Source organism: Azospirillum endophyticum, assembly GCF_016595245.1.
GTDB classification, from domain to species: Bacteria; Pseudomonadota; Alphaproteobacteria; order Azospirillales; family Azospirillaceae; genus Azospirillum; species Azospirillum endophyticum.
This window is the reverse complement of sequence record NZ_JAENHM010000051.1, coordinates 44301-69273: the sequence shown is the minus strand read 5'-3', so window position 1 is coordinate 69273 and position 24973 is coordinate 44301. Positions and strand designations below refer to the sequence as shown.

Sequence of the window (24973 nt, the reverse complement as noted above, 5' to 3'; positions counted from 1 at the left end):
GCTCCGCCTGTGCCCGGCTATCTGGACCCCGACGATTTGGACCCCGGCGATCCAGACTTGGCAGCGAGCCAGTCGGTCAGTTTCTTCAGTTGCTGTTCCGCGTCGCCGCTGCCGGCGGCAACGGCCCGGCGATACCATGACGCCGCCTGCTCCGGATCGGGTGGCAACCCGCGGACATGCAGCCGCTCGTGCACCAGCGGGTCATGGGTCCGGCCGAGCGCGAAGGCCGCCTTGGCGCTGCCGGCTCCGGCCGCCATCTCGTAATAGAGCCGGGCTCCCGCCAGATCTCCCTGCGCGAACAGGTCGTCCCCCCGCTTCATCAGAGCCGCTTCGGGAATGGCGGACGGGGGCTTGGGCGGTCTTTGCACCGCCGCCTCCTGCGGCAACGCACGGTCCGGCGCCGGCGCCAGTACAGGCGCCGACGGAGGGGCGGTCACCGCCGGAACGGCGGCAAGGGCGATCCTGGAGTCCGGCGGTTCGGGCAGGGGCGCGGCGACGGCCTTCTGAAGGGCGGTCTCGATGGCCGTCTGAATGGCTGCGGGGGGGACGACCTCGGTGAGCAATGCTGCCAGCGGCTCAGGCGCGGGCTGGACCATGGCGTCGGCAACCCGATCGGACTGCGCGTCGGGCGTCTCGCCGGCCGGCGGGGAGGGCGGCATCGAACTCCCGGAAATCGCCGGAGGGTCTTCGGCCTTGGTACCCGGTCCACTCTCCACCGGAAGCGCGGCGGCATCGAGGCCTTGCGACGAGCCGCCTTGCGCCGGCGCCGCCGTCTTGTCCGCGTCGGGCGGCGCCGCGGAGGCGACGTCGATTGCTGGGCGGTCTTTATCGGATTGACCCTGGTCGGATTGGCCGCCATGGGATGGAACGGTCTCGGATTGGCCGGTGGCGGGTGGGTCGCCGGCGGCCTGAAGGATCGGAATCCTCAGGTCCTTGCTCTGCCTGGCGACGACGCCGCCGCCATGATCGGTCACCGCGGTGACCGACAGCGCCACCGGACCCGCGACATCCGGTGGAATGGTCAGGGTAAGACCGGCCAGCCCTTCCAGGGGCACTTGCCATGTGCCGTCTTCGACCTCCTTGCCCTGCGACAGGGCGGATCTGGCCGGCAGGTTGGAAATCAGCACATAGGTGATCGCCTCGTGCTGCGGGTTCGGTTGCCCATATGGCGAGGTGACGACGATCGACAGCAGGATCGGCTGTCCCGCGACACCATCGGATGCCTGCGCCGCCACGAACGGAATCAGCCGCCAGTCGGTGTTCGCCTCGCTCTCCTTCTGAATCACCGTCGTATGGGTGGCGACGGTGGCCGGTGGCGGCAGAGATAGGGGCAGGGACGGCGTGGTGGGTAGCGTGGAGGATGGCTTTTCATGGACGCCGAGCCAGGATTCCAGCGTGCTGTTCCCCGTATCCGCATTGTCGGCCAGCACAAGGCAGCACATCCGGTCCGGACCCGTGGATTGGGCATCGAACCGCAGCGTCACCTCTTGCGGTTGAAGCGGGAATGCAAGGGCTGCCAACATGGCGAAGCTTGGATGGATACGGCCCGACTTAGTGAATATAGAGCACATACTCTTCCGCCTGCTTCCCCAATGTAGAAAATGGGACCGTACTTCGCGCATGACGGCGTCCTCCCAGACAAAATCCGCCTGATCCCGCCTTATCGGCGAGGTCACATTCCCGGATTTTTCAAAGACATGCGGAAGCGATTTCCGCTGAGCGTTGTTTTGATTTTTTTATTATCTTGGCGGCAAGCCAAGGTCTTTTTATTCTATTCAGCGGGAGAAGAAAAACAACCATCCCGTAGAGGGCGTTTCCAGCCTTACGGCAAAGGGGGAATTACTTCGTAATATTCCAACATGGGCCGAAGGGAGAGTCCTCGATACCGCTGGCGGGATGTGCCGCCGGAATGGGGTGCCGCCGACGGCCTGGCGCCACCCCCGTCCGCGACGGGCGATCAGCGGACCCGGGCCGGATTTCCCATCACCGTCGCACCGGCCGGCACGTCGCGGGTCACCACGCTTCCGGCACCGACGATGGCATCGTCGCCGATGGTGACGCCGGGCAGGATCAGCGCGCCGCCGCCGATCCACACGTTGCGGCCGATATGGATCGGCTCCCGAACTCCAGCCCGGCCTCCCTGGCGGCGCCGTCGCGCGGATGGTCGGCGGTCAGGATCTGGACCCCCGGCCCGATCTGCGTCTTGTCGCCGATGGTCACCGCCACGACGTCGAGGATGACGCAGTTGAAGTTGAGGAAGACCCCGTCGCCGAGGTTGATGTTGTAGCCGTAGTCGCAGTGGAAGGGTGGGCGGATGACGGCCCCGTCGCCCACCGCGGCAAGCCGCTCCTGCAGGAGCTTCCGCCTCTCGCCGGGCGGCAGGGCGAGCGCCGCATTGTAGCGCACCATCCAGTCCTTGGCCGCGGCTTGGTCGGCCTGGATCTCCGGCGCCGAGGCGTCATAGAGATCGCCGGCCAGCATCTTTTCCTTTTCGCTGCGTCCATCGGACGTCTGCATCGCTCATCTCCTGCATCGAATACCATCTGGCGGCCATATCCGAAGATTGTCCGCCGACGGCGCCCGATTAGAGCAGAAGCCGGCGCGCTCCGCGCCGACGCGTGAGGATGGGTCAGCCTTCGCCCTGGCCGCCGCGCGCGCCCAGCAGAGTGCCGCGGCGGCGGCGCAGCTCGACGCTCTGGCCGGGGGTGATCGGCAGGAACTCCCGCGGGCGCTCGTCGCTGCCGACAATGGTGCGGTAGGTGGCGGCGTTCGCCTCCTGCACGTCGTTGCCGCGGCGCACCTGATCCAGGAACTTCTTGCTCGGCATCATGATGTATTCGATGTCGTTGATGCGCCGGCCATCCTTCGACACCGTCTTCTCCACCTGGTCGAGGATGCCCTCCTCCACCAGGGAATCGACGGCCAGGGTCACGGTGCGCAGGGTGTCGCGCCGCCGGCTCCACTCGTTCATGCCGCTGTTGTTGATGATGTCGTCGGCCGACAGGGTCATCGGCGGCACACTGTCGGTGCCGTCGGGCAGGCGGGTCAGGTCGAGGTCGCCGTATTCGATGGACAGGCGGTTGTAGAGCCAGCGCGCCACCGGGCTCTTCAGCCGCATGATCCATTGGTAGGAGATCGGCTTGAATTCCAGGTTGCGGATGGCCGAAGCGACCAGCGCGTTGAACTCCAGATAGGTGTCGTTCTCGTCCTCCTCGCCGCCCTCGCCGGTGCGCGGGCGGATGTAGAGGGTGGGGAAGACCGAGGATTCCAGGACGGGCCGCGCCGACTTGCGGCCGTTCTCCGGCGCCTTGCTGATGATCATGCGCGTGCGGGCCAGGATCTCCAGCGCCTCGCGGATCTCGGCGGTGTCCATGGTGCGGTTGACCGCCCGCAGTTCCCGCCGGATCTCGTAGAGCGAGAAATGGACGCGCACCCGGTCCTGCTTGTCGCCCATCAGCGACAGGCGCGAGCGGTCCATGGCAAGGCGGCGGACCACCTGTTCGACGATCTGCTCGCGCTCCGACGGGAACACCTCATACTCGACCATGCGCTTTTCGGCCGGATCCTCGCCGGGACCGGGCTTGGCCGGCCGATAGATGCGGGCGGGCTGCAGCGTCAGCGTGAACAGGGCGTCCTTGAAGGGGAATTCCTTGTGGACCGACTGGACGAACGCATTGGCGGCCGGCAGCTCCGGCTCGGTCCCCCGGCCCTTGGACACGAAGACGAAGCGCGGCGCCGTGTCGTAAAGCGCGATCATATGGGACTGACTGCGGTCCTCCATCTCGAACAGCGTCAGCTGGACCGCGTTCGCCTTGCTCATGGCTCATCCCTCCTCGCCCGAAGGGCACGATAGGCGCCGGCATCCGGCCGAAGCAACCGGTGGCTCGGGCATGCCGCCAAGCCCTGTGTCCCGTTTGGCCGCGCTTGTGTAGGAAATGGCCGCGCCTGTGTCCCGAATGCCCGCGCTTCGTCCGCACCGGCTGGAATCGCGCCGTCGCCATGATGCCGGATCGGCGCGATCCCTGCGAATCGGGCACGGAACTGCGAAGCGCGAGCATATGGGATAGGGTCGGACGAGGCCCGCATCGCCCGCCCACCCCGACGAAGCGCGAGCAAACGGGACAGATCGGACGCTATGGAATCGGTAAACGCGAGCATTCGGGACATAGGGCGGACCGGGTGGCGGAGGCTCGAACGTCCAAGCGCGGGCAAATGGGACCGATTCCGCGGCCGGCAGGGGGCGGTCGACCTCAAGACAATCGCTTTCCCCAAGAAACGGCCCTCTCCCAGGGCTACGGGATGCACAGATCTCGCGCTTGCAACAATGCATGCAGTCTGGCGTTGAGCAAAGCCCCTCTCCCCTCGCGGGAGAGGGGTTGGGGTGAGGGGGCAAACTGAATTTCCCAGGCCTCTGGCCCGCCGGCCCCCTCATCCCAACCCGCGGGTCGGCAAAATGCCGTTGGCGTTTGGCCGATCCCGCCCCGCAAGGGGAGAAGGGCCACTTGCAACCATAGGATGCATTTCCTTCGCGAATGCGAGATCTGTGCATCCCGTAGTCTCCCAGGGCGGGAGAGGCAGCGCTTCGGCCCGCCGGCACCAGCCCCAAACGCGGGCAAGTGGGACAATCCGCCCCAGGGTCCTATGGACGGCACGTCGGCAAAGCGCGGGCAAACGGGAGCGAGTCCGATTCGCGAGGCTGGCGCGGCCAAAGGGGACCCATCCGCGACCAAAACCGATACAGGCGCGGGCCGACGGGACACAGCCGCGGGTTAAGGGGACACAGCCGATTGGGTCCCATTTGCCCGCGATTCGACGTCTGCCCCGGCCGGCGGAATCCTTCGCGCATGTTCGTCGGCCGTCCGGCTGGGGGTTCCCCGGCCTGACTGCCGCAGGTCCCGATTCTTCGCGGAGTTCACCATGTCGCCATCGGCAGCGTCCCGATCCATAGCACGGCCAGCCACGGAACGGCCCCCCACGGAATCGCCGGCAGACGGCCACCCGCTCGACAATCGCCGATGGGGGCGGATCCCCGCCTGGTGGCTGGACCACCCCGGCCTGGACGCCGACGGCTTTGCCGTGCTGGCCGCACTCGCTACCTTCGCCGACGACGGCGGCCTGTGCTGGCCGTCTCAGTCGACGCTCGCCGCCAAGCTGAAGCGGTCGCGCCCCACGATCAACCGCATCATCCAGGGCTTGAGCGACCTGGGACTGGTCGGCGTCGAGCATCGCCGCGGCCGCGACGGCGCCCGGCTGTCCTGCCTCTACCACCTGCGCTTCACCCCGCCGGACGCCCTTTTGCCGGGCGCAATGGACCCGATCCGCCCTGTTCCGGCTGCCGACAGGGATGACTCCCCCACGCACATCCCCTGTCCGCCGACGAGTCAGGAACAGGTCCATTCCAAACAGAATCCTGACTCGCACGCTTCGGGCGAGCGCATGGACAGGCGCGATGCGGCGCAGGAGGTTCCACAGGATTGGATGCCGACCGCCGACGACCTCGCCTGGGCCAAGGCCCGCCATGCCGAGACCGACCTCGGCCGCCATGTCGAAGGGTTCATCCTGCGCTGCCGCGCCCATGGCTATCGCTACCGCGACATTTCCGCCGCCTGGAGAGCCTGGCTGTCGCAGGACGCTGCGGTCGGCAAGGCCCCCGTCCTGCGTGATCGCCCGCCGATCACCGCCGCCGTGGCCCCCCGTCCGTCCGGTACGGCGGAGCTGCGTCTTGGCGCCTGGAGCGCCGCCGCCGCCGAACTGCGCCGCCGCGCCGCCGTCGCACCCTCCTGGTCATGAAGGACCCGCTCATGAAGGGAAAACCGATGATGGCAAGACCCCGAAGCGCCACCGTCACCGCCCTGCCACGGACCTCCGTTTCCACGTCCGCGGCTGCCGCCTTCGACCCGGATCTGCCGGCTCCCCAGCGCCGGATCCGGCTGATGGCCGCGCTGCCGCCCCCGCTTCGCGAGCTTCTGGTGCAGGGCCGTACCGACCGGCGCCCGCGCTTCGGCGAGGATGGCTTCGACGGCATGATCGAGCTGTGGTCGCCGCCGGACGGCGTCACCGCCGCCCAGGCGGCGCTCGCCCGGCAGGCCCTGGAGCAGCTTTCGGCCACCGTTCTGGCTCCCGCCGACAGCGACCATCTGCTCGGCCGCGTGCTGACCCTGCTCAGCCATTTCCCGGCCAAGGGACTGTCGCCCGAGGTGGAGCGGATGATGGCGCTCGACTGGGCCGAGGATCTGGGGGAATACCCGGCCTGGGTGCTCGACGCGGCGGCCCGCAGCTGGCGCCGCAGCCGGAAATGGCGCCCGTCCATCGCCGAGATGCGGGCCCTGTGCGAGGAGCTGTGCGCCCCGGAACTTGCGCTCGCCGCCCGGTTGCAGGCGCTTGCCGACGCGGCTCCCCACGAGGCGGGCAACGCGGACCTGCGGGCGGATCCGGGATCGATGGCGACGGGGGCGCTGCGCCGGATGGGCCGGATGGGATGATCCTGCCCTCCGGCTCGCGCACCGTGTGGTGGACGTGCAGGACTTGCGGTCCATATTGAGCGGCCCGTCCGCTTCCAGATGCCGACCGATGTCCGACAGCGCCCCCATGCTCCCCGCCTCCGCCGCTCGTTTCGGCTGGTGCTGCCAGTTCGTGCCGCCCGATGGCGATACCGGACTTGCCAAGCGCATGAATCCGGGCACCGTTACCATCGCGACGCTGAGCAAGCTGAACCCCGCCCGCGCCGAGGAGAAGCTGACGGAGGTGCTTCGCCGCAACCTCCAGGCCCTGCACCTGCAACTGGACGAGGTCGCCCGGCATCCGGCCTATCGCCGCCTGCTGCGCGTCAACAGCGGTCTGCTGCCGGCCTATACGCACGAGGTCGGACGGCCGCTCTACCGGCAGCCGGGCGTCGAGGCCCTGGTGCGCAGCGGACTGGAGCATGCCGGCCGCAAGGCGGTCGAGGCGGGAATCCGCATCGGACTGCACCCGGACCAGTATTGCGTGCTGAACAGCGCGACCCCCTCGACCCTCGACAACGCGGTGGCCGAGCTGGAATACCATGCCGATATCCTGCGGATGATGGGGCTGGCCGGCGGCTGGCACCCGCGGGGCGCGCACGTCAACATCCATGGCGGCGGACGGGGGGAGGGCATCGCCGGCTTCCGCCGCGGCCTCGCCCTGCTGTCGGAGGATGCCCGCAACCTGCTGACGGTCGAGAACGACGAGATGTCCTTCGGCCTGGACGATCTGCTGCCGCTGGCCGACGCGGTGCCGATCGTGCTCGACCTCCACCACCACTGGGTCCGCACGCAAGGCGACTATCTGCGGCCCGAGGATCCGCGCATCGGCGTGGTCGCCGGGTCCTGGCGCGGGGTGCGGCCGGTCGCCCATATCAGCGTGTCGCGCGAGGACCTGCTGCCCGACTGGCCGGCCGACAGCCTGCCGGATTACGCGGTGTTGGCGGCACGCGGGCTGACGACCAGGGATCTGCGCGCCCATTCCCAGCGCATGTGGAACCATGCGGTCAACCGGCTGGTGGCGGAGCATCTGTCCTGGGCCGATTTCGAGGTGGAGGCAAAGGCCAAGAACCTCGCGGTCGACGACCTGGAGCTGGACGCCCTGCGCAGCGGGGCCGTCGCCGCCGGTCACCTCCCCTGATCGCCAGCCTTGACCCATGGTTGCACTCAACTACTGTGTGGCTGAGGAATGACGAGAGGTCGAGGGTTGGGACGTGGCCGACGATAACCGGGACGAGAACCTGGGCGCTCTGTCGCAGTTGCAGGCAATGCTGGACACCGTGCCGGACGGGATCGTCATCATGGACGCCCAGGGCCGGATCAGGACCTTCAACCCTGCCTGCGAACGGCTGTTCGGCTGGGCCGCGGCGGAGGTGATCGGCCGCAACGTCAAGATGCTGATGCCCTCCCCCTACCAGGAGGAGCATGACGGCTATCTGGAGCGCTATCAGCGGACCGGAGAGCGGCGGATCATCGGCATCGGGCGCGAGGTGACCGGCCTGCGCAAGGACGGCTCCTGCTTTCCCATGGACCTGTCGGTCGGCGAGGCGAGCCAGGACGGCGCCCCCGTCTATATCGGCATCATCCGCGACCTGACCGCGGCCAAGCAGGCGGAGACGGCGCTGCGCGAGCGCGAGGCACGGCTGACCTCCATCCTGGAGACGGTACCGGAGGCGATCATCGTCATCGGCGAGACGGGACTGATCGAATCCTTCAGCCCGGCGGCCGAGCGGTTGTTCGGCTATGCGGCGGCGGAGGTCATCGGGCACAACATCAACATGCTGATGCCCTCGCCCTACCGCGAGCAGCATGACGGATATCTTGAGCGCTACGGGCGGACGGGGGAGCGGCGGATCATCGGCATCGGCCGCATCGTGTCGGGCCAGCGGCGCGACGGATCGGTGTTCCCGATGGAACTGGCGGTGGGGGAGGTGAGGCTCGCCGGCCGGCGCTGCTTCACCGGTTTCGTCCGCGACCTGACCGAGCGGCAGGCGACCGAGCGGCGGCTGCAGGAGCTGCAATCGGAGCTTCTGCATGTCAGCCGGGTCAGCGCCATGGGCCAGATGGCCTCGACGCTGGCCCATGAGCTGAACCAGCCGCTGACCGCGGTCATCAACTACGCCAAGGCCGCCAAGCGCCTGATGGAGCGTCCGGAAGCGGTGTCGAAGGCGATGGACATGGTCGACAAGGCCAGCGCCCAGGCCACCCGCGCCGGCCAGATCATCCGCCATCTGCGCAGCTTCATCGAAAAGGGCCGAACCCACCGCTCCGTCGAATCCCTCAACAAGGTGGTGGAGGAAGCGAGCGCCCTCGCCCTGGTCGGTGCCAAGGAGCGGGCGCTGCATGTGCGCTTCGACTTCGACGCCGACGACCCGCCGGTGCTGATCGACAAGGTCCAGGTCCAGCAGGTGATCCTCAACCTTGTCCGCAACGCCATCGAATCCATGGCGGCGGAGCCCCAGGGCGACCGGCGCGTGCTGACCATCCGCACCGGCCCCGACCCGGACGAAGCCGACTTCCGCCGCGTTTCCGTCAGCGACAGCGGCCCCGGCGTGCCGGAAACCGTGCGTGCCCAGCTGTTCCAGCCCTTCGTCACCACCAAGACCGGCGGCATGGGGCTCGGGCTGTCGATCTGCCGGTCGATCATCGAGGCCCATGGCGGACGCCTGTGGCTGGAGCCGGCGGCGGTCCCGCCGGCCACCGGCGCCAGCTTCGCCTTCACCGTTCCGCTCTCCGTTTCCCTGTCCGCATCGGATGCCGACGATGCCTCCTGAGGCCAACCCCGACTCTATGCCCGACATGGCCGCCGACGACCTGACCGTCTTCATCGTCGACGACGACGACGCCATTCGCGATTCCCTCCAAATTCTCCTGGAATGCGCCGGCTTCCGGGCGGAAAGCTTCTCCACCCCGCTCGCCTTCCTGGACTCCGAAGCGCCGTCGCGGCCGGGCTGCCTGCTGGTCGACGTCCGCATGCCGCAGATGAGCGGCCTCGACGTTCAGGAGCGGCTGGCCCGGGACGGCCATGGCATCCCGGTGGTGGTGATGACCGGCCACGGCGACGTGCCGCTCGCCGTGCGCGCCATGAAGGCGGGGGCGGTCGATTTCGTCGAGAAGCCGTTCGAGGAAGAGGCGCTGCTCGCCGCCGTGCGCTCCGCCCTCGCCCGCGCGGTCGACAGCCGCAAGGCGGAGGCCGTCCCGTCGGCTGCGTCGCCGGAGCAGCCCGCGGCCGTGCCGGCCGTCTCGGCCCCGCCGGAGGTTCTGGCCCGCCTCTCGGCCCTGACGCCGCGGGAACTCGACGTGCTGCGCTGGCTGGTGGCGGGCAAGTCGAACAAGATCATCGCCTTCGAACTGTCGATCAGTCCGCGCACCGTGGAGATCCACCGGGCGCGCGTGATGGAGAAGATGCAGGCCGACAGCCTTCCTACCCTGGTGCGCATGGCGATCGCCGCCGGCGTGGTGCCGGGCGGCGGGTGATCTGCATCAAAAGCGGGCCGCATACGCAATGGTCCGTATATCGGCACCATCCTCCGCCTTTTATCTTTCATGACACGCCGCACGCTCGGCGCTGTTGTGTTTGCATGGAAGGTCGGAGGTTGTGATGGATCACTTGGACGACGGGCCGGGCGGGGGGCCAGGCAGGGGGCCGGGCGCCGGGATCGTCCACATCGTCGACGACGATGAGCCGGTCCGCGACTCCCTGAAGGCCCTGCTGGAAGCCTTCTCCTTCGACGTGCGGGATTTTTCGTCCTGCGGCGACTTCCTCGACCGCTTCGACGGCAATCCGCGGGGCTGCCTCGTCCTCGACCTGCACATGCCGGTGATGAGCGGGCTGGAATTCCTGGAACGCCATCGCGGTGCCCTGCACGGCATGCCGGTGATCATGGTCTCCGGGCGCGGCGATCCCGCGACTTTCGCCCGTGCCAGGGAAGCCGGCGTGATCGCCGTGCTGGAGAAGCCGTTCGACGAGGACCAGCTGATCGACATGCTGAACGGGCTGATGCCGTCGTCGGCGGCCGCCTGACGCCGGGCTCCCTGCGGCGGTCTCCGTAGGTACAGTTACGTACGCAAACTTCCTTAGGTACATCACCGAACTGCACAGGACCACGGCGGACGGATAGCTTCGGGCCATCGGATGCACCCCGGAACAACCGGACCGCATCGCACCGTCAAGGCCGAGGTCCACCATGTCCACGCACGCCGCCATTGCCGCCCACACGCACCGCGCCGTTCCTGGTTACCTGGTCTCCGCCCTGGCGATTTCGCCGAATGCCGGCATCGGTTCCGCCGTTCAGCCGCGCAATCCCGCCGACCCGCTCGCCAGCCTGGGCCATTCCAAGGTCTATGAGCGCGAGAGCACGGTGTTCGGCGAAGGCGATGCAGCGGGTTCGGTGTTCCGCGTGATGAGCGGCATGGTCCGCCTGTACAAGATGCTCCCCGACGGCCGGCGCCAGATCATCGGCTTCCTGCAGGCCGGCGACATGATGGGGCTGGCCTTCGCCGCCCAGTATCTCTACACCGCCGAAACGGTGACGGCGACGACGATCCAGCGCATCCCGCGCCTGGAACTGGACGCCCTGATGGACGCCCAGCCGGCCTTCGCCCGCAAGCTGCTGTCGGCGACCACCTCGGAACTGATGGCGGCGCAGGACCAGATGGTCCTGCTGGGCCGCAAGACCGCCGCCGAAAAGGTCGCCACCTTCCTGCTGCGTCTCAGCGACCGCAAGGGCGGCAAGGGCGACGAGCACACCATCGACCTGCCGATGGGCCGCAGCGACATCGCCGACCATCTCGGCCTGACCACCGAGACCGTGTCGCGGACCCTGACCAAGCTGAAGTCGACCCGCCTGATCCGCATCCTGGTCGGCGGCAAGCTGGAGCTGCTGGACCGCGACGCCCTGGCCGACCTCGCCGGCGGCTTCTGATCCCGACGGGTCGGGATACAAGGCCGCCGGCATAAGGCCGAACCCGATCAGCGCTCCGATTGCAGGCCGCCGTCCGCCACCAGATCGGCGATGCTCACGATCGGCATGGACTGTTCCTCGGCGAACACCATCAGTTCCGGCAGGCGGGCCATGGTGCCGTCCGGATTCATCACCTCGCAGAGAACCCCCGCCGCCTTGCGCCCGGCCCGCGCCATCAGCTCGATGGTGGCCTCGGTATGGCCTCGGCGCGCCGCCAGACCGTCCGGATGGGCGCGGAGCGGGAAGACATGGCCCGGCCGTGCCAGATCCTCTGGCCGGCAATCGGCGGCGATGGCGGTGCGGATCGTCGTCACCCGGTCGGCGGCCGAGACGCCGGTGGTGACACCCTCACGGGCTTCGATCGACACGGTGAAGGCGGTTCCGAACCGCGAGCTGTTGGCCGGCACCATCGCCGGCAACTCCAGCCGGCGCAGATGCTCGTCGGGAAGGATCAGGCAGACGATGCCGCTGCAGGCGCGGATCAGCAGCGCCATCTGTTCGACGGTGATGCTGTCGGCCGGGTAGATGATGTCGCCCTCGTTTTCGCGGTCATCGTCATCGACGACGATCACCCCCTGGCCTTGCCGAAGGCTGTCGAGGGCGCGGGCGACCCGTTCGGCCGGCGTGCCGAAGCGGGAAAGAAGATCGTTCTGGCGGTAGATCTGATTCATGGTTCTCACATCCACTGAAGGGTGAGCCTGAATCAGGGCGCAAAGAGACCTCCGGCATGCCGGACCGAAGCCCGACGCACCGGCGCGAACCGACGACGGCGGGCCTGCTCGCGGCAAGCCACCGGCGCGGTCTGCTCATTCTCTTCCATCCGGACTGTTACCGTCGGCCCCGGCATCGCACCGGGTCTGCTGACCTCACCGCCGAAGGCTGGTGAGCGCTCGCGGGCTCCCCTTCTGTCGAAGGGATACCGCCGGTCGGGAGTTTCACCCTGCCCTGAGAACAAGCTTGGAATCGCCAACCGGGATCGGTCGACCGGCCCACCATTCCGCAACCCGACAGCCGCTGTCAAGGAGGAGGGTGGACCGCCCGGCATCGCGGCGGCATCGTCCTGTCCTGACCGGTCTCAAGCGGGGCTAGACCTTGGTGCAAGGCGCCTTTTCGCAGGCTATCGCGTAGGGTCGGGCGACCGAAGCGCTCCGGCCGGAGCGCTTCGGAACGCCGATTCCGAAAAGGGCCCCCGCATGACCGATGCCGCAGCGCCACCCCAGCAAGCGGTCCAGCAATCCCCTCCGGCTCCGCCGCCACCGGCCGCCCCGGCGCCGGTGGCCTGGAGCCCTTGGGTGGTGCGGCTGGCGGTGCTGGGGCTGGCGGTGGTGCTGGTGGTGGCCTTCGCGACGCGCTGGGACCGCTGGATCGGCTCCGCCGCGCGCCAGACCACCAACGACGCCTATCTGCAATCCGACATCACCCCGCTGTCGGCCCAGGTGACGGGCGTCGTCCGCGACATGCCGGTCGGCGACTTCCAGCGGGTGCGGGCCGGCGACCCGGTGGCGATGATCGTCGACGACGACTACCGCGCCCGCGTGCAGCAGGCGGAAGCGGCGCTGGAAGCCGCCGACGCCGCCATCGCCCAGTTCGACATCCAGAAGCGGACCCAGCGCGCCCTGGTCGATCAGGCCGAGGCGAACGTCCATGGGCTGGAGGCCGAGGCATGGCGGGCGCGGCTGGAGGAAGCCCGGCAGCGTTCGCTGTCCGAACAGGGGGTGGCCGGAACGCTCCAGGCGCTGCAACAGGCCCAGGCGACCTCCCGCCGCGCCCAGGCGGCGCTGGAGGCCGGACAGGCCCAGGTCGACCAGCAGAAGGCGACGCTCGACGGCATCGACGTGCAGGTCCGTCAGGCCCGGGCCACCCGGCTGCAGCGGCAGGCCGACCTGGACCTCGCCCGCATCACGCTCGACCGCACGACGATCCGCGCGCCGGCCGACGGCATGGTCGGCCAGCGCCAGGTCCGCCCTGGCCAGTATGTCGGGCTGGGCAGCCAGATCGTTACGCTGGTGCCGCTGCCGGCGGTGTGGGTGATCGCCAATTTCAAGGAAACCCAGATGACCCGGATGCGGCCGGGCCTGCCGGCGACGGTCCGGGTCGACAGCTTTCCCGACGTGACGCTGACCGGCAGGGTCGCCGCCCAATCGCCGGCCAGCGGCAGCCAGTTCGCCCTGCTTCCGCCGGACAACGCCACCGGCAACTTCACCAAGATCGTCCAGCGCATCCCGGTGAAGATCGTCCTCGACGGCCCCAACCCGTTGCAGGACCGCTTGAGGCCGGGCATGTCCGTCGTCGTTTCCGTCGATACCGAGGGTGAAATCCAGGGGAGCGGGGAGGGAGGGCCGTGAGCGTCGGGCTGGCCGGCGGACGGCTGTCCCGGATCCCCTTGCTCCTGCGCGGTCCGGCCCAGCCGATCCTCACCCATCACCCGCTCATCGGCCTGCTCGGCGTCATGCTGGGGGCGCTGATCTCCACCCTGACCTCGCGGATCACCACCTTCGGGCTGGCCGATATCCGCGGCGCCATCGGCGCCGGCTTCGACGAGGGAGCCTGGATCACCACCGCCTACACGGTGGCGCAGATGCTGGTCGCCCCGGCCGCCGCCTTTCTCGGCGTTGTGTTCGGGCCGCGCCGCGTGCTGCTGGTGTCCTCCCTGACCTACGGGCTGGCGATGCTGGCCCTGCCGCTGACCGGCACGCTGACCGGGGTGCTGGCCTTCCAACTGCTGGCCGGCCTGTCGTCGGGCACCTTCATCCCGCTGACCATCGGCTTCATCGTCCGCAACCTGCCGCCGCGCTATGTCGTCTACGGCATCGCCGTCTACGCGATGAACGTGGAGCTGTCGCTGAACTTCGCCGCCTCGGTCGAAGGCTGGGTGATCGAGCATCTCGACTGGCGCTGGCTGTTTTGGGACACGGCGCTGCTGGCGCCGCTGATGGCGCTGTGCGTCCATTTCGGCATGCCGGCCGAGCCGGTCCGCCGCGACCTGCTGAAGGACGGCGACTGGTGGGGCATCGCCTATGCCAGCCTCGGCTTCGCCCTGCTCTATGCCGGGCTCGACCAGGGCAACCGGCTGGACTGGTTCAATTCCGGGCTGATCACCGGGCTGTTCCTGGCCGGCGGCCTGCTGGTCGCCGCCTTCGTCGTGCAGGAGCTGATCTGCCCCAAGCCCTGGATCACCTTCAGCGCGCTCTTCCGCGGCAACATCCCGCTGCTCTGCCTGCTGCTGGTGCTGCTGCGGCTGATCATGCTGTCCACCGCCTATCTCGTCCCGCAATTCCTCGTCACGGTGAACAATTACCGGGCGCTGGAGGTGGGGGACACGCTGCTGCTGATCGCGCTGCCGCAATTCCTGCTGGCGCCGTTGGTCGGCACCCTGCTGCGCCATGCCGATCCGCGGGTGGTGATGGCGGCCGGCTTCGCCGCGGTGGGGGGCGCCTGCTGGCTGGCCTCGCATTTGACGGCGGACTGGGTCGGCGCCGATTTCCTGCCGTCGCAGATGCTCCAGGCCTTCGGCCAGTCCTTCGCCATGACTTCGCTGATCTATTTCAACATCAAGAACCTGTCCCAGGCCCACATCCTGGCGCTGGGCGCCCTGTTGCAGACCTCGCGGCTGCTCGGCGGCGAGCTGGGCGCCGCCTTCATGCAGACCTTCGTCCGCATCCGCGAGCAGTTCCACAGCTTCCGGCTGGTGTCCGACGTGGTGGCGGGCGACACCGACACCGTCCGGCGGGTGGCCGGCACCGTCGCGCGGGTCGCCGCCCAGTCGACCGGGGTCGAGGAGGCGACGGGTCGCGCCCTGTCGCTGCTGTCGGCCGCGGTGCGCAAGCAGGCCTATGTGCTGGCCTATATCGACGGCTTCGTCGTCATCGCCTGGTTCATCGTCGTCGGCCTGCTGCTGATCGCCCTGCTTCGCCCGGCGCCGAAACAATAAGGGGTGGTCAGAATCTGACCACCCGGTTCGACGCTCAGGGCCGCAGCGACTTCAGCACCAGCTCCACCATATGGTCCAGCCGCTCCGTCTTCGCCGGCTCCGCCAGCAGGTCGCGGCCGAAGATGACCGACAGGGTGTGGACGTTGGACAGGTAGAAGTAGGACAGCCCGGCGATGGAGATGTAGAGCTGCACCGCGTCGACCCCGGCCCGGAACACCCCGTCCTTCACCCCGCGGGCCAGCACGTCGCCGATCATCTGCACGAAGGGGGAATGCATCGACTGGACTTGGCCGGAGGTCTTCAGCAGTTCGGCCCGGTGGAGGTTCTCGATGTTCAGCAGGGCCATGAATTCGGGACGGTCGATGAAATACTGCCAAGTGAAGCCGATCAGCCGGGCGATGGCCTCGGGCGGCGCCAGCTTGTCGAGGTTCAGCGTGCGTTCGGTCTCGCGGATATGGGCATAGGCATCCTCCAGCACCGCCAGATACAGCTCCTCCTTGTTGCCGACATGGTAATAGAGCATGCGCTTGTTGGTGCCCGCCTGTTCGGCGATGCGGTCGACGCGGGCGCCGCCCAGGCCGTAGCGCGCGAACTCTTCCGTCGCGGCGGCCATGATGCGGGCCCGTGTCCCTTCCGGGTCGCGGGTCGCCTTGACCGGCGCCGCGGCGCCTCTGGCGGGTGCGGGGGCGGGCGGCGCCGGTTCGGGCGTGTCGGTCAGGCTGTCCATGCGGGAAGCCGGCTCCTGCGGTCCGGGGGAGGGGGCTTGTTCTCCCCCATGGTAGAAGCGTCCGCCAGCGATTTCAAACCACGCTGCGGTGCCGCTCGATGCAGGTGTCCAGCACCTCGCCCATCGGCTTTTCCCACCAAGTGCTTTGCGAGAAGATCTCCACCTCCGAATAGCCGGCGAAGCCGCACTCCTCGACCCAGCCGCGGATGCGCGGGATGTCGATGACGCCGTCGCCCATCATGCCGCGGTCGAGCAGCAGGTCGCTGGTCGGCACCAGCCAGTCGCAGACATGGAAGGCCATCAGCCGCTCACTACCGGCGCGCGCGATCTGCGCCTCCAGATCCGGGTCCCACCAGACATGGTAGACGTCGACCGCCACCCCCAGCGATCCCGTCCGGCCCGGATCCAGCCGGTCGCAGAGGTCGAGCGCGTGGGCCATCGTGTTCACGCAGGCGCGGTCGGCGGCATACATCGGGTGCAGCGGCTCGATCGCCAGAGGCATGCCGGCGTTGCGGGCATAATCCAGCAGCTCGGCGATGCCGTCCTCGACCTGCGAGCGGGCCAGCGCGATGTCCTTGCTGGCGGCCGAGCCGGGCCGGGAGAATTGCGGCAGCCCGCCGACCACCAGCACCAGGCAGGCGGCCCCCAGCGCCGCCGCCTCGTCCACCGCGCGGCGATTGTCGTCGCGCACCTCCGCCGCCCTGGACGGATCGGCCGGGAACATGCCGCCGCGGCAATAGCCGGACAGCTCGAGCTCTCCCGCCCGCACCGCCCGCACCGCGGCGTCGAGTCCGACCGTCGCCACCTGGTCGCGCCAGGGCGCGACGGCACGGATGCCGCGGCGGGCGCAGGCGTCGAGGATCTCCACCAGATCGCCCTGCTTGCGCACCGTGGCGGTGTTGATCGACAGCCAGCGGTGGTCCGTGGAGAAGTCGCGCATCACGAAATCCCCCGCACCGCCATCACCGTCGCCATCCGCTGGGCCGCGCGGTCCGGATCGGACAGCAGCCCGGCCTTGTCGGCCAGCTGGAACAGCTCGGCCAGATGCAGGGTGGAGCGCGTGCTCTCCTGCCCGCCGACCATGGTGAAATGGTCCTGGTGGCCGTTCAGGTAGGCCATGAAGACGACGCCGGTCTTGTAGAAGCGGGTCGGCGCCTTGAAGATGTGGCGCGACAGCGGCACGGTCGGCGCCAGGATGTCGTGGAACCCCGCCTCGTCGCCCTCGGCCAGATGGGCCAGCGCGGCCGCTGCGGCCGGCGCGATGGCGTCGAAGATGCCGAGCAGCGCGTCGGACTTGTGCTGCCCGTCGCCGGCGATCAGCTCGGCGTAATTGAAGTCGTCGCCGGTGTACATGCGCACGCCGTCCGGAAGACGCCGCCGCATGACGATCTCCTTGTCCTTGTCGAGCAGCGAGATCTTGATGCCGTCCACCTTGGCGGCGTAGTCGCCGATGATCGACAGCGCGGTGTCCATCGCCGCATCGACGTCGGCCGTGCCCCAATAGCCGGCCAGCGCCGGGTCGAACATGTCGCCCAGCCAGTGCAGGATGACCGGCTGTTTCACCTGCGACAGGATGCGGCCATAGACGCGGACATAATCCTCCGGCCCCGTGGCGACGCGGGCCAGCGCGCGCGACGCCATCAGGATGATGCGGCCGTCGAGAGCCTCGATGGCCTCGATCTGCTCCTCATAGGCGCGGATGACGTCGTCGACGCTGCGGGCGTTCTCCGGCGCCAGATGGTCGGTGCCGGCGCCGCAGGCGATCACCCCGCCGCGCGCCTTGGCCGCCGACTGCGACCGCCGGATCAGCTCCAGCGAGGTCGGCCAGTCCAGCCCCATGCCGCGCTGCGCCGTGTCCATCGCCTCGGCGACGCCGAGGCCGAGGTCCCACAGATGCTCGCGGAAGGCGATGCTGCGGTCCCAGTCGATGGCCGGGGCCAGCCACGGATCGCACTCGGCCAACGGGTCGGCGACCATATGGGCGGCGGCGAAGGCGATGCGGGTCAGCGGCCGTTCGGTGCGGGCGGGAAAGCCGCGCGGCGGGGCCAGCGTGTAGCTTTCGATGCTGCGGTCGGCGCGGGGGAGGCGGATGGTCGGCATGGGCGGAGTTCCTGGAAAAGTCGTTGCCGCCTGCCCCCACCCCAACCCTCCCCCGCTCTCGGCGGACCGAAGGTCCGTCCGATCCGGGGGAGGGGGTAGGTGCTTGTTCGGGAGAGCAGCGGCAGTCCCTCCCCCGCTCAGCGGGGGAGGTTAGGTGGGGGCAATCGACGTCGACGCCTCAGCCCTCGATGGCCGGCACGTCGACCCAGCGGCGTTCGCGCCAGCTCTGCATCGCGCATTCCACCAGCTGGACGCCCTTGGCGCCTTCGATCAGGCCGTGATTGTAGGGGGTGTCCTCGACCACATGGCGGATGAAGGACTCCCACTGCACCTTGAAGCCGTTGTCGAACACGGCGTTGTCGGGCACCGGCTGCCAGGTGTCGTAGAAGTCGATGGTCTGCTTCTGGTCCGGGTTCCACACCGGGCGCGGCGTGCCCTGGCGCGGCTGGATCACGCAGTCGGTCAATCCTGCGACCGCCGAGCCGTTGGTGCCGTCGACATGGAAGGTCACCAGATCGTCGCGGTAGACGCGGGTGCACCAGGACGAGTTGATGGTGGCGATCACCCCGCCCTCAAGCTCGAACATCGCATAGGCGGCATCGTCGGCGGTCGCCTTGTAGGGCTTGCCCGTCTCGTCCCAGCGTTCCGGGATGTGGGTGGCGCCCAGGCAGGAGATGCTCTTCACCGTGCCGAACAGGTTGTCGAGCACATAGCGCCAGTGGCAGATCATGTCGAGGATGATGCCGCCGCCATCCTCTTCCCGATAATTCCACGAGGGACGCTGCGCCGGCTGCCAGTCGCCCTCGAACACCCAGTAGCCGAACTCGCCGCGCACCGACAGCATGCGGCCGAAGAAACCGCTGTCGCGCAGCATGCGCAGCTTCTCCAGGCCCGGCAGGAACAGCTTGTCCTGCACCGTGCCGTTCTTCACCCCGGCCTCGGCGGCCAGCCGGACGACGCGCAGCGCCTCGTCCAGGTTGGTGGCGATGGGCTTCTCGCAATAGACGTGCTTGCCGGCGCGGATCGCCTTTTCCAGCAGCGTCGGGCGCATCTGGGTGGTGCCGGCGTCGAAGAAGATCACGTCGTCCGGGTTTTCCAGCGCGGCGTCGATGTTGTCGCTCCAGCGCTCGATGCCGTGGCGGCGGGCCAGCTCCTGCATCTTCTCGGCGTTGCGGCCGACGATGATCGGGTCGGGCATGACGCGCGAGCCGTCCGACAGGGTGACGCCGCCCTGGGCGCGGATCGCCAGGATCGAGCGGATCAGGTGCTGGTTCATGCCCATCCGCCCGGTGACGCCGTGCATGATGAGGCCGAGGCGCTTGGTGCTCATGGGTGGACTCCTTCGGAATGCGCTGATGTCGGGTTTGAAAGGGGGGACAGGCCGGCCCAGTCGGGGTCGGAAAGATGTGCGTAGCCCGGTGCCGACAGCGGGGCGGTCGGCAGCCGGCCGGTGCCGGTGGCGAGCCGGACCGTCCCGTCGGCGTCGCGGGCGTAGAAGCCGGGATGGGCGGCGAGGAAGGCCGCGCCCTCCGCCGCGCTGCCGAAGCCGCCGCCATACTGGTGGCCGTTGCGCTCGGCATGCGGGATGCCGAGGAAGGCGACCAGGGCAGTGTCCTGCTGCACCGACAGCCCGGCCTGACAGGTCAGATCCTCGGCGGAGATGAAGTGCGGCGGCCCCCACGCCGCGCAGCGCGCGCGGTTGACCATCGCCTTGTACAGGCCCTTGCAGGATTTCGACGACACCCCGCGATAGCCCATCGCGCGGGCGCGCGGAAAGGCATCGTAGCCGTCGTCGGATTCGTCGATGATCACCGGCACCCGCTCCGCCACCGCGCCCAGCGGCCGGGCGAGCGCCGCCTCCCGCGTGATCGGCTGTTCCAGATAGGCCAGCGCCTTGCGGAAGCCGGCAAGGGTAGGGGAGGCGTCGATCCGGTCGAGCAGCTCGGCGACATGGCCGGCGTCGCGGTACTGTTCGTTGCCGTCCAGCGTGGCGCGGTAGCCGGGGGCGGCGGTTTCCAGCACGCCGGCCAGTTCCGCCAGCCGGTCGGCATCGGCGGCCACGTCGCCGCCCAGCTTGATCTTGAACCAACGCAGCGGCGAGCACTCCAGCAGGGCGCGCAAATCTTCCGCCTTGTCGAGCAGCCCGACGGTGTGGCGCAGCTCCACCTCGGCGAGCGGGGAAAGCCCGCGCAGGAACCCGTCCAGATCGAAGCCGCCGAGGTCGGGCGCCAGCCGCGCATCCAGCCCGCCGACATTGCCGCCCAGCCCGTCGAACGCGTTCAGGCCCAGCACCCGCAGAAGCCCGTCGAACACCGCCTTGTCGATCTGCGCCGGCCCGAAGGCGGCGGCCAGCTTCGGCTCCAGCGCCGGGCTGTAGGCGGCGTGATGGCCGAAGGCGGTGTCGAGCCGGCCGTCGGACAGATAGGCGTCGCGCGCTTCGATCAGCGAGCGGCGCAGCCCGTCCACCGTCTGGGCCGGGCTGCGGTCCGGGCGCTTGTCGAACCATTTCGGCATCATCATCTCGGCCGTCGCCCCCCAGGCCTCCCCCTGTCCCTCGACCGCGACCAGGGCGCGGACGAAGGATTGCGGGGCAGCCTCCACCGTCACCGCGCCGAAGCGGAACGGCTTCACGAAACGGACGGGCCGCTCGTACAGCTCGATGGCGCGGATGCGGAGACGGGGGGCGGACATGGTGAAATTCCTTCGAGTATTGCCCCCACCCTTCCCATGCTGACGCATGGGCCCCTTCCCTCCCCCGCTGGGCAGGGGAGGGAGACAGGAGCTTTGCAGAAGGGCTGCGGCAGTTCCCTCCCCCGCCCAGCGGGGGAGGGTTAGGGTGGGGGTCTAACGTTGCCGCTTAATCCAGATGCCCCTGCGCCGCGAAATGCTTGCGGATGGTCTGGGTCAGCTGGATGAAGACCGGATCGCCCATGACGTCCAGCGTCCGCGGGCGCGGCAGCGGGACCTCGTAGGTGGCGGCGATGGTGCCGGGCCGTTCCGACATCACCATCACCCGGTCGGCCAGGAACACCGCCTCGGGGATCGAGTGGGTGATCAGGATCACCGTCTTGCCGGTCTCGTGCTGGATGCGCTGCAGCTCGACATTCATCCGTTCCCGCGTCATGGCGTCGAGCGCGCCGAACGGCTCGTCCATCAGCAGGATCTTCGGGTCGTGCACCAGCGCCCGGCACAGGGCGGCGCGCTGCTGCATGCCGCCCGACAGCTGCCAGGGATATTTGTTCTCGAACCCCTTCAGCCCGGTCATCTCGACCAGCTTGTGGGCACGCTCCAGATAGCGCTCGCGCGGCAGCCGGCGGATTTCCACCGGCAGCATGATGTTGCGCAGAACCGAGCGCCAGGCCAGCAGGGTCGGGCTCTGGAAGACGATGCCGGTGTCGTCGTGCGGCTCGGTGACCGTGTCGCCTTCGATTTTGATGGTCCCGCTGCTGACCGGCAGCAGGCCGGCCAGCATCTTCAGCAGGGTGGACTTGCCGCAGCCGGACGGACCGACCACCACCAGGAACTCGCCCGGCCGCACGTCGAAGGTGATCGGGCGGAGCGACGGCACCTCGCCGTCGCGGGTGCGATAGGTCTTGGTCACGCCGTCGATGCGGATCAGCGGCTCGCCGGACAGGCGCTGCGTCGCCGCCTCGCCGACCAGTTTCAACTGAGGCTGTGCCATGCTCTCCTCGTCGCTCCCTGCTGTGGGCTGGGCGGTGGGTCGGTCGGTCACGTCTGGCTCGCGCTTACTTGGCGGCGGCGTTCATCGCCTGGGCGGCGGGGTCGGGCGGCAGGAACTCGCGGGTGTAGAAGCGCTTGGGGTTCTCCTTGGCCGCCGCGTCCAGCCCGCCATACTCGACCAGCAGATCGACCGTCTCCTTCATGTTGGCGTCGGTGACCTGGAAGGGCCGCATCTTCTCCGTCTCCTTGGTGCGGTAGAGCGGGATGGTCAGCTCGAAGCCTTCCTGCAGCGTGTCCGGCTTGCCGCCCTTCGGGTTGGCCTTCAGGATGGCGGCGGCTGCGTCCTTCGGCGCCTTCTCCGCCTCTTCCACCGCCTTGGTGGTGGCGGCCATGAAGCGGCGGACGAGGTCCGGGTTGCTCTTCATCACGTCGGTGTTGGCGATGATGCCGGAGGAGACCATGTTGACGCCGTAGTCGGCGAAGCGGATCGGCGTCACCGACTTGCCGGTGGCGTCCTTGATCTTCATGCTCTGGTCCATGACGTAGCCCAGCAGCAGGTCGGCCTGACCGTTGATGACGGCGTTCAGCTTGGTCTGCGCGTCGCCCGACACCACCTCGAAGTCGCGCTCCTTCAGGCCGGTCTTCTTCAGGAACAGCGGCCAGATCTGGGACATGCTGTCGCCCGGCGTCATGGCGACGATGCGGTTCTTGATGTCCTCCGGCTTGCGGATGTTCTTCTCGGTGAAGCCCATCGCCGACATCGGGCTGGTCTGCAGCAGCACGCCCGGCGAGGTCACCGGCGCGCCCTTCATGGCGGCCTTGATCATGGTCGGCACGTCGACATAGCCGAAGGTGACGCCCTTGCTGGCGACCAGCTGCGTCGTCACCGCCGAGCCGCGGCCTTCCTGGATTTCCAGGTCGATGCCCTCGGCCTCGTACAGCCCCTTGTCCTTGCCGTAGTAGAAGGGCGCATGCTCGCCGTAGACGTACCAGTTCAGCATCAGCGTCACCTTGTCGGCGGCCTGCGCCGGCAAGGTGGAGGCGGCAAAGGCGCAGAGCGCGGCGACGATGGTTTTCTTCATCACGACCGGTGACCTCCCATGGGTGGTGGATCGCCCCGTCGGCCGCATCATCGCGGCGTCGGGGTTCTTGTCGGCGAATTGAGGTTTTGACCGTAGGGCAGGCGACGGCGCGTCAGGCGCCGAGGCCGGCCTTGTGGCGCTGGCTGGCGTGCCAGGGAATGGTGTAGCGCTCGACCACGTCGATGACCCAGAACAGCACGACGCCCATCAGCGCCAGCACGGTCAGCGCCGCGAACATCAAGGGCAGTTCGAAATTGCCGATGGAGCGTTGCAGGACGAAGCCGATGCCGGAGTTGGAGCCGACGAATTCGCCGACCACCGCCCCGACCACGGCCAGGGTGATCGAAACCTTCAGCCCGGCGAAGATCGCCGGCAGCGCATGCGGCAGGCTGACCATCTGGAAGGTCTGGAGGCGCGACGCCTTCATCGAGCGGGCGAGATCCATCATCTCGTTGTCGACCGACTTGAAGCCCTGCACCGCCGACACCACGACCGGGAAGAAGCCCAGCAGGAAGGCGGCGATCACCTTCGGCATCAGGCCGAAGCCGAACCACACCACGAACAGCGGCGCGATGGCGACCTTGGGGATCGACTGCGAGAAGACCAGCAGCGGGTAGACATAGGCCTCGACCACGCGCGATCCGGCGATCAGCATCGCGATGGGAATGCCGAACAGCACCGACAGCGCGAAGCCGCCGAGCGTGGCCGTGAAGGTCGGGACGGATTCGGCCAGCAGGCGCGGCCATTCGTCGATCATCGCCAGCACGACGTCGCCGGGCTTCGGCACGAGATAGGCTGGAACGCCAAACACCCGGACCGACAGATCCCACAGAACCAGCAGGATGACCATCAGCAGGATGGGGCGGACCCAGTCGGAATTGAGCAGGCGCAATGCTGCGCCCGAGCGAGAGCGGGGTTCCATGCGTCTCCTCCGGCCGGCGGGCTCGGGGCGACCAGTGTGGCGGTCGCTATGTTTTAACCGGCTGGTTAAAAGTACGTCCGCATGCCCCCTGCGGTCAACACAGAAAATGGCGTGAACAGATAGTTTCATCTGTGAACGATGTGTCGTGCCTCCGAACGCCGAAGAGCCGCGTCTCCGGAGGGACGCGGCTCTTCGGTGTGGCGGGAAGGGGTGTGGGCGCGCTTATGCGGCCTTGCGAGGCCGGCCGCGCTTCTGCACCGGCTTATAGTGGGCCTGGAAAAGCACCGGGTCCTTTTCGATGGCCCGGCACGCGATCTTGACGACCGGCGGGATCGGCGCGCTGCCGTTCTTGTAGGTGTGGAAGGTGCTGACCCCCACGCCGAGCAGAGCGGCGGCAGCTTGGTTGGACAGGCCCATCCTCGATTGCCACGCGACAAGCTCGTCCGGTCCGAATGGCCTTTGCTCTGCGGCGATCAGCCTGAGGTGATGGTGGTCGATGCCGATGTCTCCGGACTCGTCCCATGCGACCACGGTTCCCCAATGGGCGACATGCGGTTTCGCCAGCACCTCCGGATCCTTCAGGATGTCAGCCTCCGCCGGGGCGGGGGTGGCGAGCCAACCGGCGATGTCGATGTCGTCGACGGTGCCGTCCTGCCATCCGACGGTCAGCACGGTGCCATCGATGGACACCGTTTCGATCCGGGGCGGGCTAGTCATTGGAGTCCTCCTGTGCCCTGAGCGTGTACTGGTGGGCCGGATTGCACCGGTTCCATTCGGCGACCATGGTCTGGCGGTTCTTTTCCGCCCAGGCCCTGACATCCTTCTCCACGGCGCGGGGCATGTCGCCGACGATGATCTCCAGGGTCTCGACATCGACCTGTGCCTCGAAGTCCTTGCCGATCACATGAAAATGGCAGGGAAAATGCTTTCGGATGCGCACTTCGAGAAACCAGTTAGGACCCGCCAGCAGTTTGCCCATCGTTGTCCCCCAGCGCGCATAAATATATCCAATTTCTGGATAGGCGACAATGGGAAACGCCATCCCGCCTCGGGACCGAATGCCAAA

Annotated in this window: 23 protein-coding genes, 1 pseudogene and 1 riboswitch; of the genes and pseudogenes, 9 read left to right on the top strand and 15 right to left on the bottom strand. The window is 68.3% G+C overall.

The features are described 5' to 3' along the window. Positions 1–17: 17 nt before the first annotated feature. The 4 genes and pseudogenes from JHL17_RS17085 to JHL17_RS17070 all read right to left on the bottom strand — a co-directional run bounded on the left by JHL17_RS17085 (position 18) and on the right by JHL17_RS17070 (position 3820). Positions 18–1676 (bottom strand): hypothetical protein, encoded by a 1659-nt coding sequence (locus tag JHL17_RS17085; protein WP_200194819.1) that lies wholly within the window; start codon positions 1674–1676, stop codon positions 18–20. Between the two features lie 281 nt (positions 1677–1957). Then, positions 1958–2110: pseudogene (locus JHL17_RS38000) on the bottom strand (DapH/DapD/GlmU-related protein); the annotation flags it as partial. Next, positions 2071–2481, bottom strand: a complete 411-nt coding sequence (locus tag JHL17_RS17075; protein ID WP_425599629.1) for a maltose acetyltransferase domain-containing protein — start codon at positions 2479–2481, stop codon at positions 2071–2073. The gene JHL17_RS17075 and the pseudogene JHL17_RS38000, both read right to left, overlap by 40 nt. Positions 2482–2629: 148 nt before the next feature. Continuing rightward, positions 2630–3820: a plasmid replication protein gene (locus JHL17_RS17070; RefSeq protein WP_200194817.1), complete on the bottom strand. Its 1191-nt coding sequence runs from the start codon at positions 3818–3820 to the stop codon at positions 2630–2632. 1256 nt (positions 3821–5076) lie between these two features. Here JHL17_RS17070 and JHL17_RS17065 point away from each other — a divergent pair. The 7 genes from JHL17_RS17065 to JHL17_RS17035 all read left to right on the top strand — a co-directional run bounded on the left by JHL17_RS17065 (position 5077) and on the right by JHL17_RS17035 (position 11425). After that, positions 5077–5790, top strand: a complete 714-nt coding sequence (locus tag JHL17_RS17065; RefSeq protein WP_425599627.1) for a helix-turn-helix domain-containing protein — start codon at positions 5077–5079, stop codon at positions 5788–5790. Between the two features lie 26 nt (positions 5791–5816). Beyond that, entirely contained in the window at positions 5817–6482 is a 666-nt protein-coding gene (locus JHL17_RS17060; protein WP_200194814.1) for a hypothetical protein, read from the top strand. An 88-nt stretch (positions 6483–6570) separates the two neighbouring features. After that, positions 6571–7641, top strand: a complete 1071-nt coding sequence (locus JHL17_RS17055; RefSeq protein WP_200194813.1) for an apurinic/apyrimidinic endonuclease family protein — start codon at positions 6571–6573, stop codon at positions 7639–7641. Positions 7642–7714: 73 nt separating this feature from the next. After that, positions 7715–9274: a PAS domain-containing sensor histidine kinase gene (locus tag JHL17_RS17050; RefSeq protein ID WP_345773827.1), complete on the top strand. Its 1560-nt coding sequence runs from the start codon at positions 7715–7717 to the stop codon at positions 9272–9274. Beyond that, complete coding sequence (locus tag JHL17_RS17045; RefSeq protein ID WP_247893606.1) at positions 9264–9977, top strand: response regulator transcription factor; 714 nt, start codon at positions 9264–9266, stop codon at positions 9975–9977. The genes JHL17_RS17050 and JHL17_RS17045 overlap by 11 nt, the downstream gene beginning before the upstream one ends. 124 nt (positions 9978–10101) lie before the next feature. After that, a complete protein-coding gene (locus JHL17_RS17040) occupies positions 10102–10524 on the top strand; it encodes a response regulator transcription factor (RefSeq protein WP_200194812.1) in 423 nt (140 codons plus the stop codon). 163 nt (positions 10525–10687) lie between these two features. Further along, positions 10688–11425: a helix-turn-helix domain-containing protein gene (locus tag JHL17_RS17035; RefSeq protein WP_200194811.1), complete on the top strand. Its 738-nt coding sequence runs from the start codon at positions 10688–10690 to the stop codon at positions 11423–11425. A 47-nt stretch (positions 11426–11472) separates the two neighbouring features. On the opposite strand, the gene ribB is transcribed toward JHL17_RS17035, so the two are convergent. Beyond that, positions 11473–12135, bottom strand: a complete 663-nt coding sequence (gene ribB, locus JHL17_RS17030; protein WP_200194810.1) for a 3,4-dihydroxy-2-butanone-4-phosphate synthase — start codon at positions 12133–12135, stop codon at positions 11473–11475. A 133-nt stretch (positions 12136–12268) separates the two neighbouring features. Then, positions 12269–12421: riboswitch (FMN riboswitch) on the bottom strand. 236 nt (positions 12422–12657) lie between these two features. Here ribB and JHL17_RS17025 point away from each other — a divergent pair. Together JHL17_RS17025 and JHL17_RS17020 are read left to right on the top strand one after the other, a co-directional pair. Next, positions 12658–13809 (top strand): HlyD family secretion protein, encoded by a 1152-nt coding sequence (locus JHL17_RS17025; RefSeq protein WP_211113448.1) that lies wholly within the window; start codon positions 12658–12660, stop codon positions 13807–13809. Beyond that, entirely contained in the window at positions 13806–15395 is a 1590-nt protein-coding gene (locus JHL17_RS17020) for an MFS transporter (protein WP_200194808.1), read from the top strand. The genes JHL17_RS17025 and JHL17_RS17020 overlap by 4 nt, the downstream gene beginning before the upstream one ends. A gap of 34 nt (positions 15396–15429) precedes the next feature. Here JHL17_RS17020 and JHL17_RS17015 read toward each other — a convergent pair whose 3' ends face one another. The 10 genes from JHL17_RS17015 to JHL17_RS16970 all read right to left on the bottom strand — a co-directional run bounded on the left by JHL17_RS17015 (position 15430) and on the right by JHL17_RS16970 (position 24949). After that, complete coding sequence (locus tag JHL17_RS17015) at positions 15430–16122, bottom strand: TetR/AcrR family transcriptional regulator (RefSeq protein WP_200194807.1); 693 nt, start codon at positions 16120–16122, stop codon at positions 15430–15432. 73 nt (positions 16123–16195) lie between these two features. Continuing rightward, positions 16196–17062, bottom strand: coding sequence for a sugar phosphate isomerase/epimerase family protein (locus JHL17_RS17010; RefSeq protein ID WP_200194806.1), 867 nt, complete (start codon positions 17060–17062; stop codon positions 16196–16198). Next, positions 17062–18222, bottom strand: a complete 1161-nt coding sequence (locus JHL17_RS17005; protein WP_200194805.1) for a dihydrodipicolinate synthase family protein — start codon at positions 18220–18222, stop codon at positions 17062–17064. Before JHL17_RS17005 ends, JHL17_RS17010 begins: the two co-directional genes overlap by 1 nt. A gap of 178 nt (positions 18223–18400) precedes the next feature. Continuing rightward, on the bottom strand, positions 18401–19552 hold the full coding sequence (locus JHL17_RS17000; RefSeq protein ID WP_200194804.1) for a Gfo/Idh/MocA family protein: 1152 nt from the start codon (positions 19550–19552) through the stop codon (positions 18401–18403). Further along, positions 19549–20913, bottom strand: coding sequence for an enolase-like domain-containing protein (locus JHL17_RS16995; RefSeq protein ID WP_200194803.1), 1365 nt, complete (start codon positions 20911–20913; stop codon positions 19549–19551). The genes JHL17_RS17000 and JHL17_RS16995 overlap by 4 nt, the downstream gene beginning before the upstream one ends. A 166-nt stretch (positions 20914–21079) precedes the next feature. Further along, the gene (locus tag JHL17_RS16990; RefSeq protein ID WP_200194802.1) at positions 21080–21904 is read right to left on the bottom strand and encodes an ABC transporter ATP-binding protein; all 825 of its coding nucleotides are present in this window, start codon (positions 21902–21904) and stop codon (positions 21080–21082) included. Between the two features lie 64 nt (positions 21905–21968). After that, complete coding sequence (locus tag JHL17_RS16985) at positions 21969–22985, bottom strand: ABC transporter substrate-binding protein (protein ID WP_200194891.1); 1017 nt, start codon at positions 22983–22985, stop codon at positions 21969–21971. 112 nt (positions 22986–23097) lie between these two features. Continuing rightward, the gene (locus JHL17_RS16980) at positions 23098–23907 is read right to left on the bottom strand and encodes an ABC transporter permease (protein WP_200194801.1); all 810 of its coding nucleotides are present in this window, start codon (positions 23905–23907) and stop codon (positions 23098–23100) included. A 222-nt stretch (positions 23908–24129) separates the two neighbouring features. Beyond that, entirely contained in the window at positions 24130–24624 is a 495-nt protein-coding gene (locus JHL17_RS16975; RefSeq protein WP_200194800.1) for a helix-turn-helix domain-containing protein, read from the bottom strand. Then, positions 24617–24949 carry a DUF4160 domain-containing protein gene (locus tag JHL17_RS16970; protein WP_247893605.1) on the bottom strand — a complete coding sequence of 111 codons (333 nt, stop codon included), beginning with the start codon at positions 24947–24949 and terminating at the stop codon, positions 24617–24619. The genes JHL17_RS16975 and JHL17_RS16970 overlap by 8 nt, the downstream gene beginning before the upstream one ends. Positions 24950–24973 lie beyond the last annotated feature (24 nt).

What these genes read in the sequence shown, in the direction of transcription:
- JHL17_RS16990 (WP_200194802.1), bottom strand. Translation starts at nt 21,904, where the DNA reads ATGGCACAGCCTCAGTTGAAACTGGTCGGCGAGGCGGCGACGCAGCGC.
- ribB (WP_200194810.1), bottom strand. Translation starts at nt 12,135, where the DNA reads ATGAATCAGATCTACCGCCAGAACGATCTTCTTTCCCGCTTCGGCACG.
- JHL17_RS17000 (WP_200194804.1), bottom strand. Translation starts at nt 19,552, where the DNA reads ATGAGCACCAAGCGCCTCGGCCTCATCATGCACGGCGTCACCGGGCGG.
- JHL17_RS17010 (WP_200194806.1), bottom strand. Translation starts at nt 17,062, where the DNA reads ATGCGCGACTTCTCCACGGACCACCGCTGGCTGTCGATCAACACCGCC.
- JHL17_RS17015 (WP_200194807.1), bottom strand. Translation starts at nt 16,122, where the DNA reads ATGGACAGCCTGACCGACACGCCCGAACCGGCGCCGCCCGCCCCCGCA.
- JHL17_RS17005 (WP_200194805.1), bottom strand. Translation starts at nt 18,222, where the DNA reads ATGCCGACCATCCGCCTCCCCCGCGCCGACCGCAGCATCGAAAGCTAC.
- JHL17_RS17035 (WP_200194811.1), top strand. Translation starts at nt 10,688, where the DNA reads ATGTCCACGCACGCCGCCATTGCCGCCCACACGCACCGCGCCGTTCCT.
- JHL17_RS17025 (WP_211113448.1), top strand. Translation starts at nt 12,658, where the DNA reads ATGACCGATGCCGCAGCGCCACCCCAGCAAGCGGTCCAGCAATCCCCT.
- JHL17_RS17055 (WP_200194813.1), top strand. Translation starts at nt 6,571, where the DNA reads ATGTCCGACAGCGCCCCCATGCTCCCCGCCTCCGCCGCTCGTTTCGGC.
- JHL17_RS16980 (WP_200194801.1), bottom strand. Translation starts at nt 23,907, where the DNA reads ATGGAACCCCGCTCTCGCTCGGGCGCAGCATTGCGCCTGCTCAATTCC.
- JHL17_RS16995 (WP_200194803.1), bottom strand. Translation starts at nt 20,913, where the DNA reads ATGTCCGCCCCCCGTCTCCGCATCCGCGCCATCGAGCTGTACGAGCGG.
- JHL17_RS16970 (WP_247893605.1), bottom strand. Translation starts at nt 24,949, where the DNA reads ATGGCGTTTCCCATTGTCGCCTATCCAGAAATTGGATATATTTATGCG.
- JHL17_RS17060 (WP_200194814.1), top strand. Translation starts at nt 5,817, where the DNA reads ATGATGGCAAGACCCCGAAGCGCCACCGTCACCGCCCTGCCACGGACC.
- JHL17_RS16975 (WP_200194800.1), bottom strand. Translation starts at nt 24,624, where the DNA reads ATGACTAGCCCGCCCCGGATCGAAACGGTGTCCATCGATGGCACCGTG.
- JHL17_RS17070 (WP_200194817.1), bottom strand. Translation starts at nt 3,820, where the DNA reads ATGAGCAAGGCGAACGCGGTCCAGCTGACGCTGTTCGAGATGGAGGAC.
- JHL17_RS16985 (WP_200194891.1), bottom strand. Translation starts at nt 22,985, where the DNA reads ATGAAGAAAACCATCGTCGCCGCGCTCTGCGCCTTTGCCGCCTCCACC.
- JHL17_RS17040 (WP_200194812.1), top strand. Translation starts at nt 10,102, where the DNA reads ATGGATCACTTGGACGACGGGCCGGGCGGGGGGCCAGGCAGGGGGCCG.
- JHL17_RS17075 (WP_425599629.1), bottom strand. Translation starts at nt 2,481, where the DNA reads ATGCTGGCCGGCGATCTCTATGACGCCTCGGCGCCGGAGATCCAGGCC.
- JHL17_RS17045 (WP_247893606.1), top strand. Translation starts at nt 9,264, where the DNA reads ATGCCTCCTGAGGCCAACCCCGACTCTATGCCCGACATGGCCGCCGAC.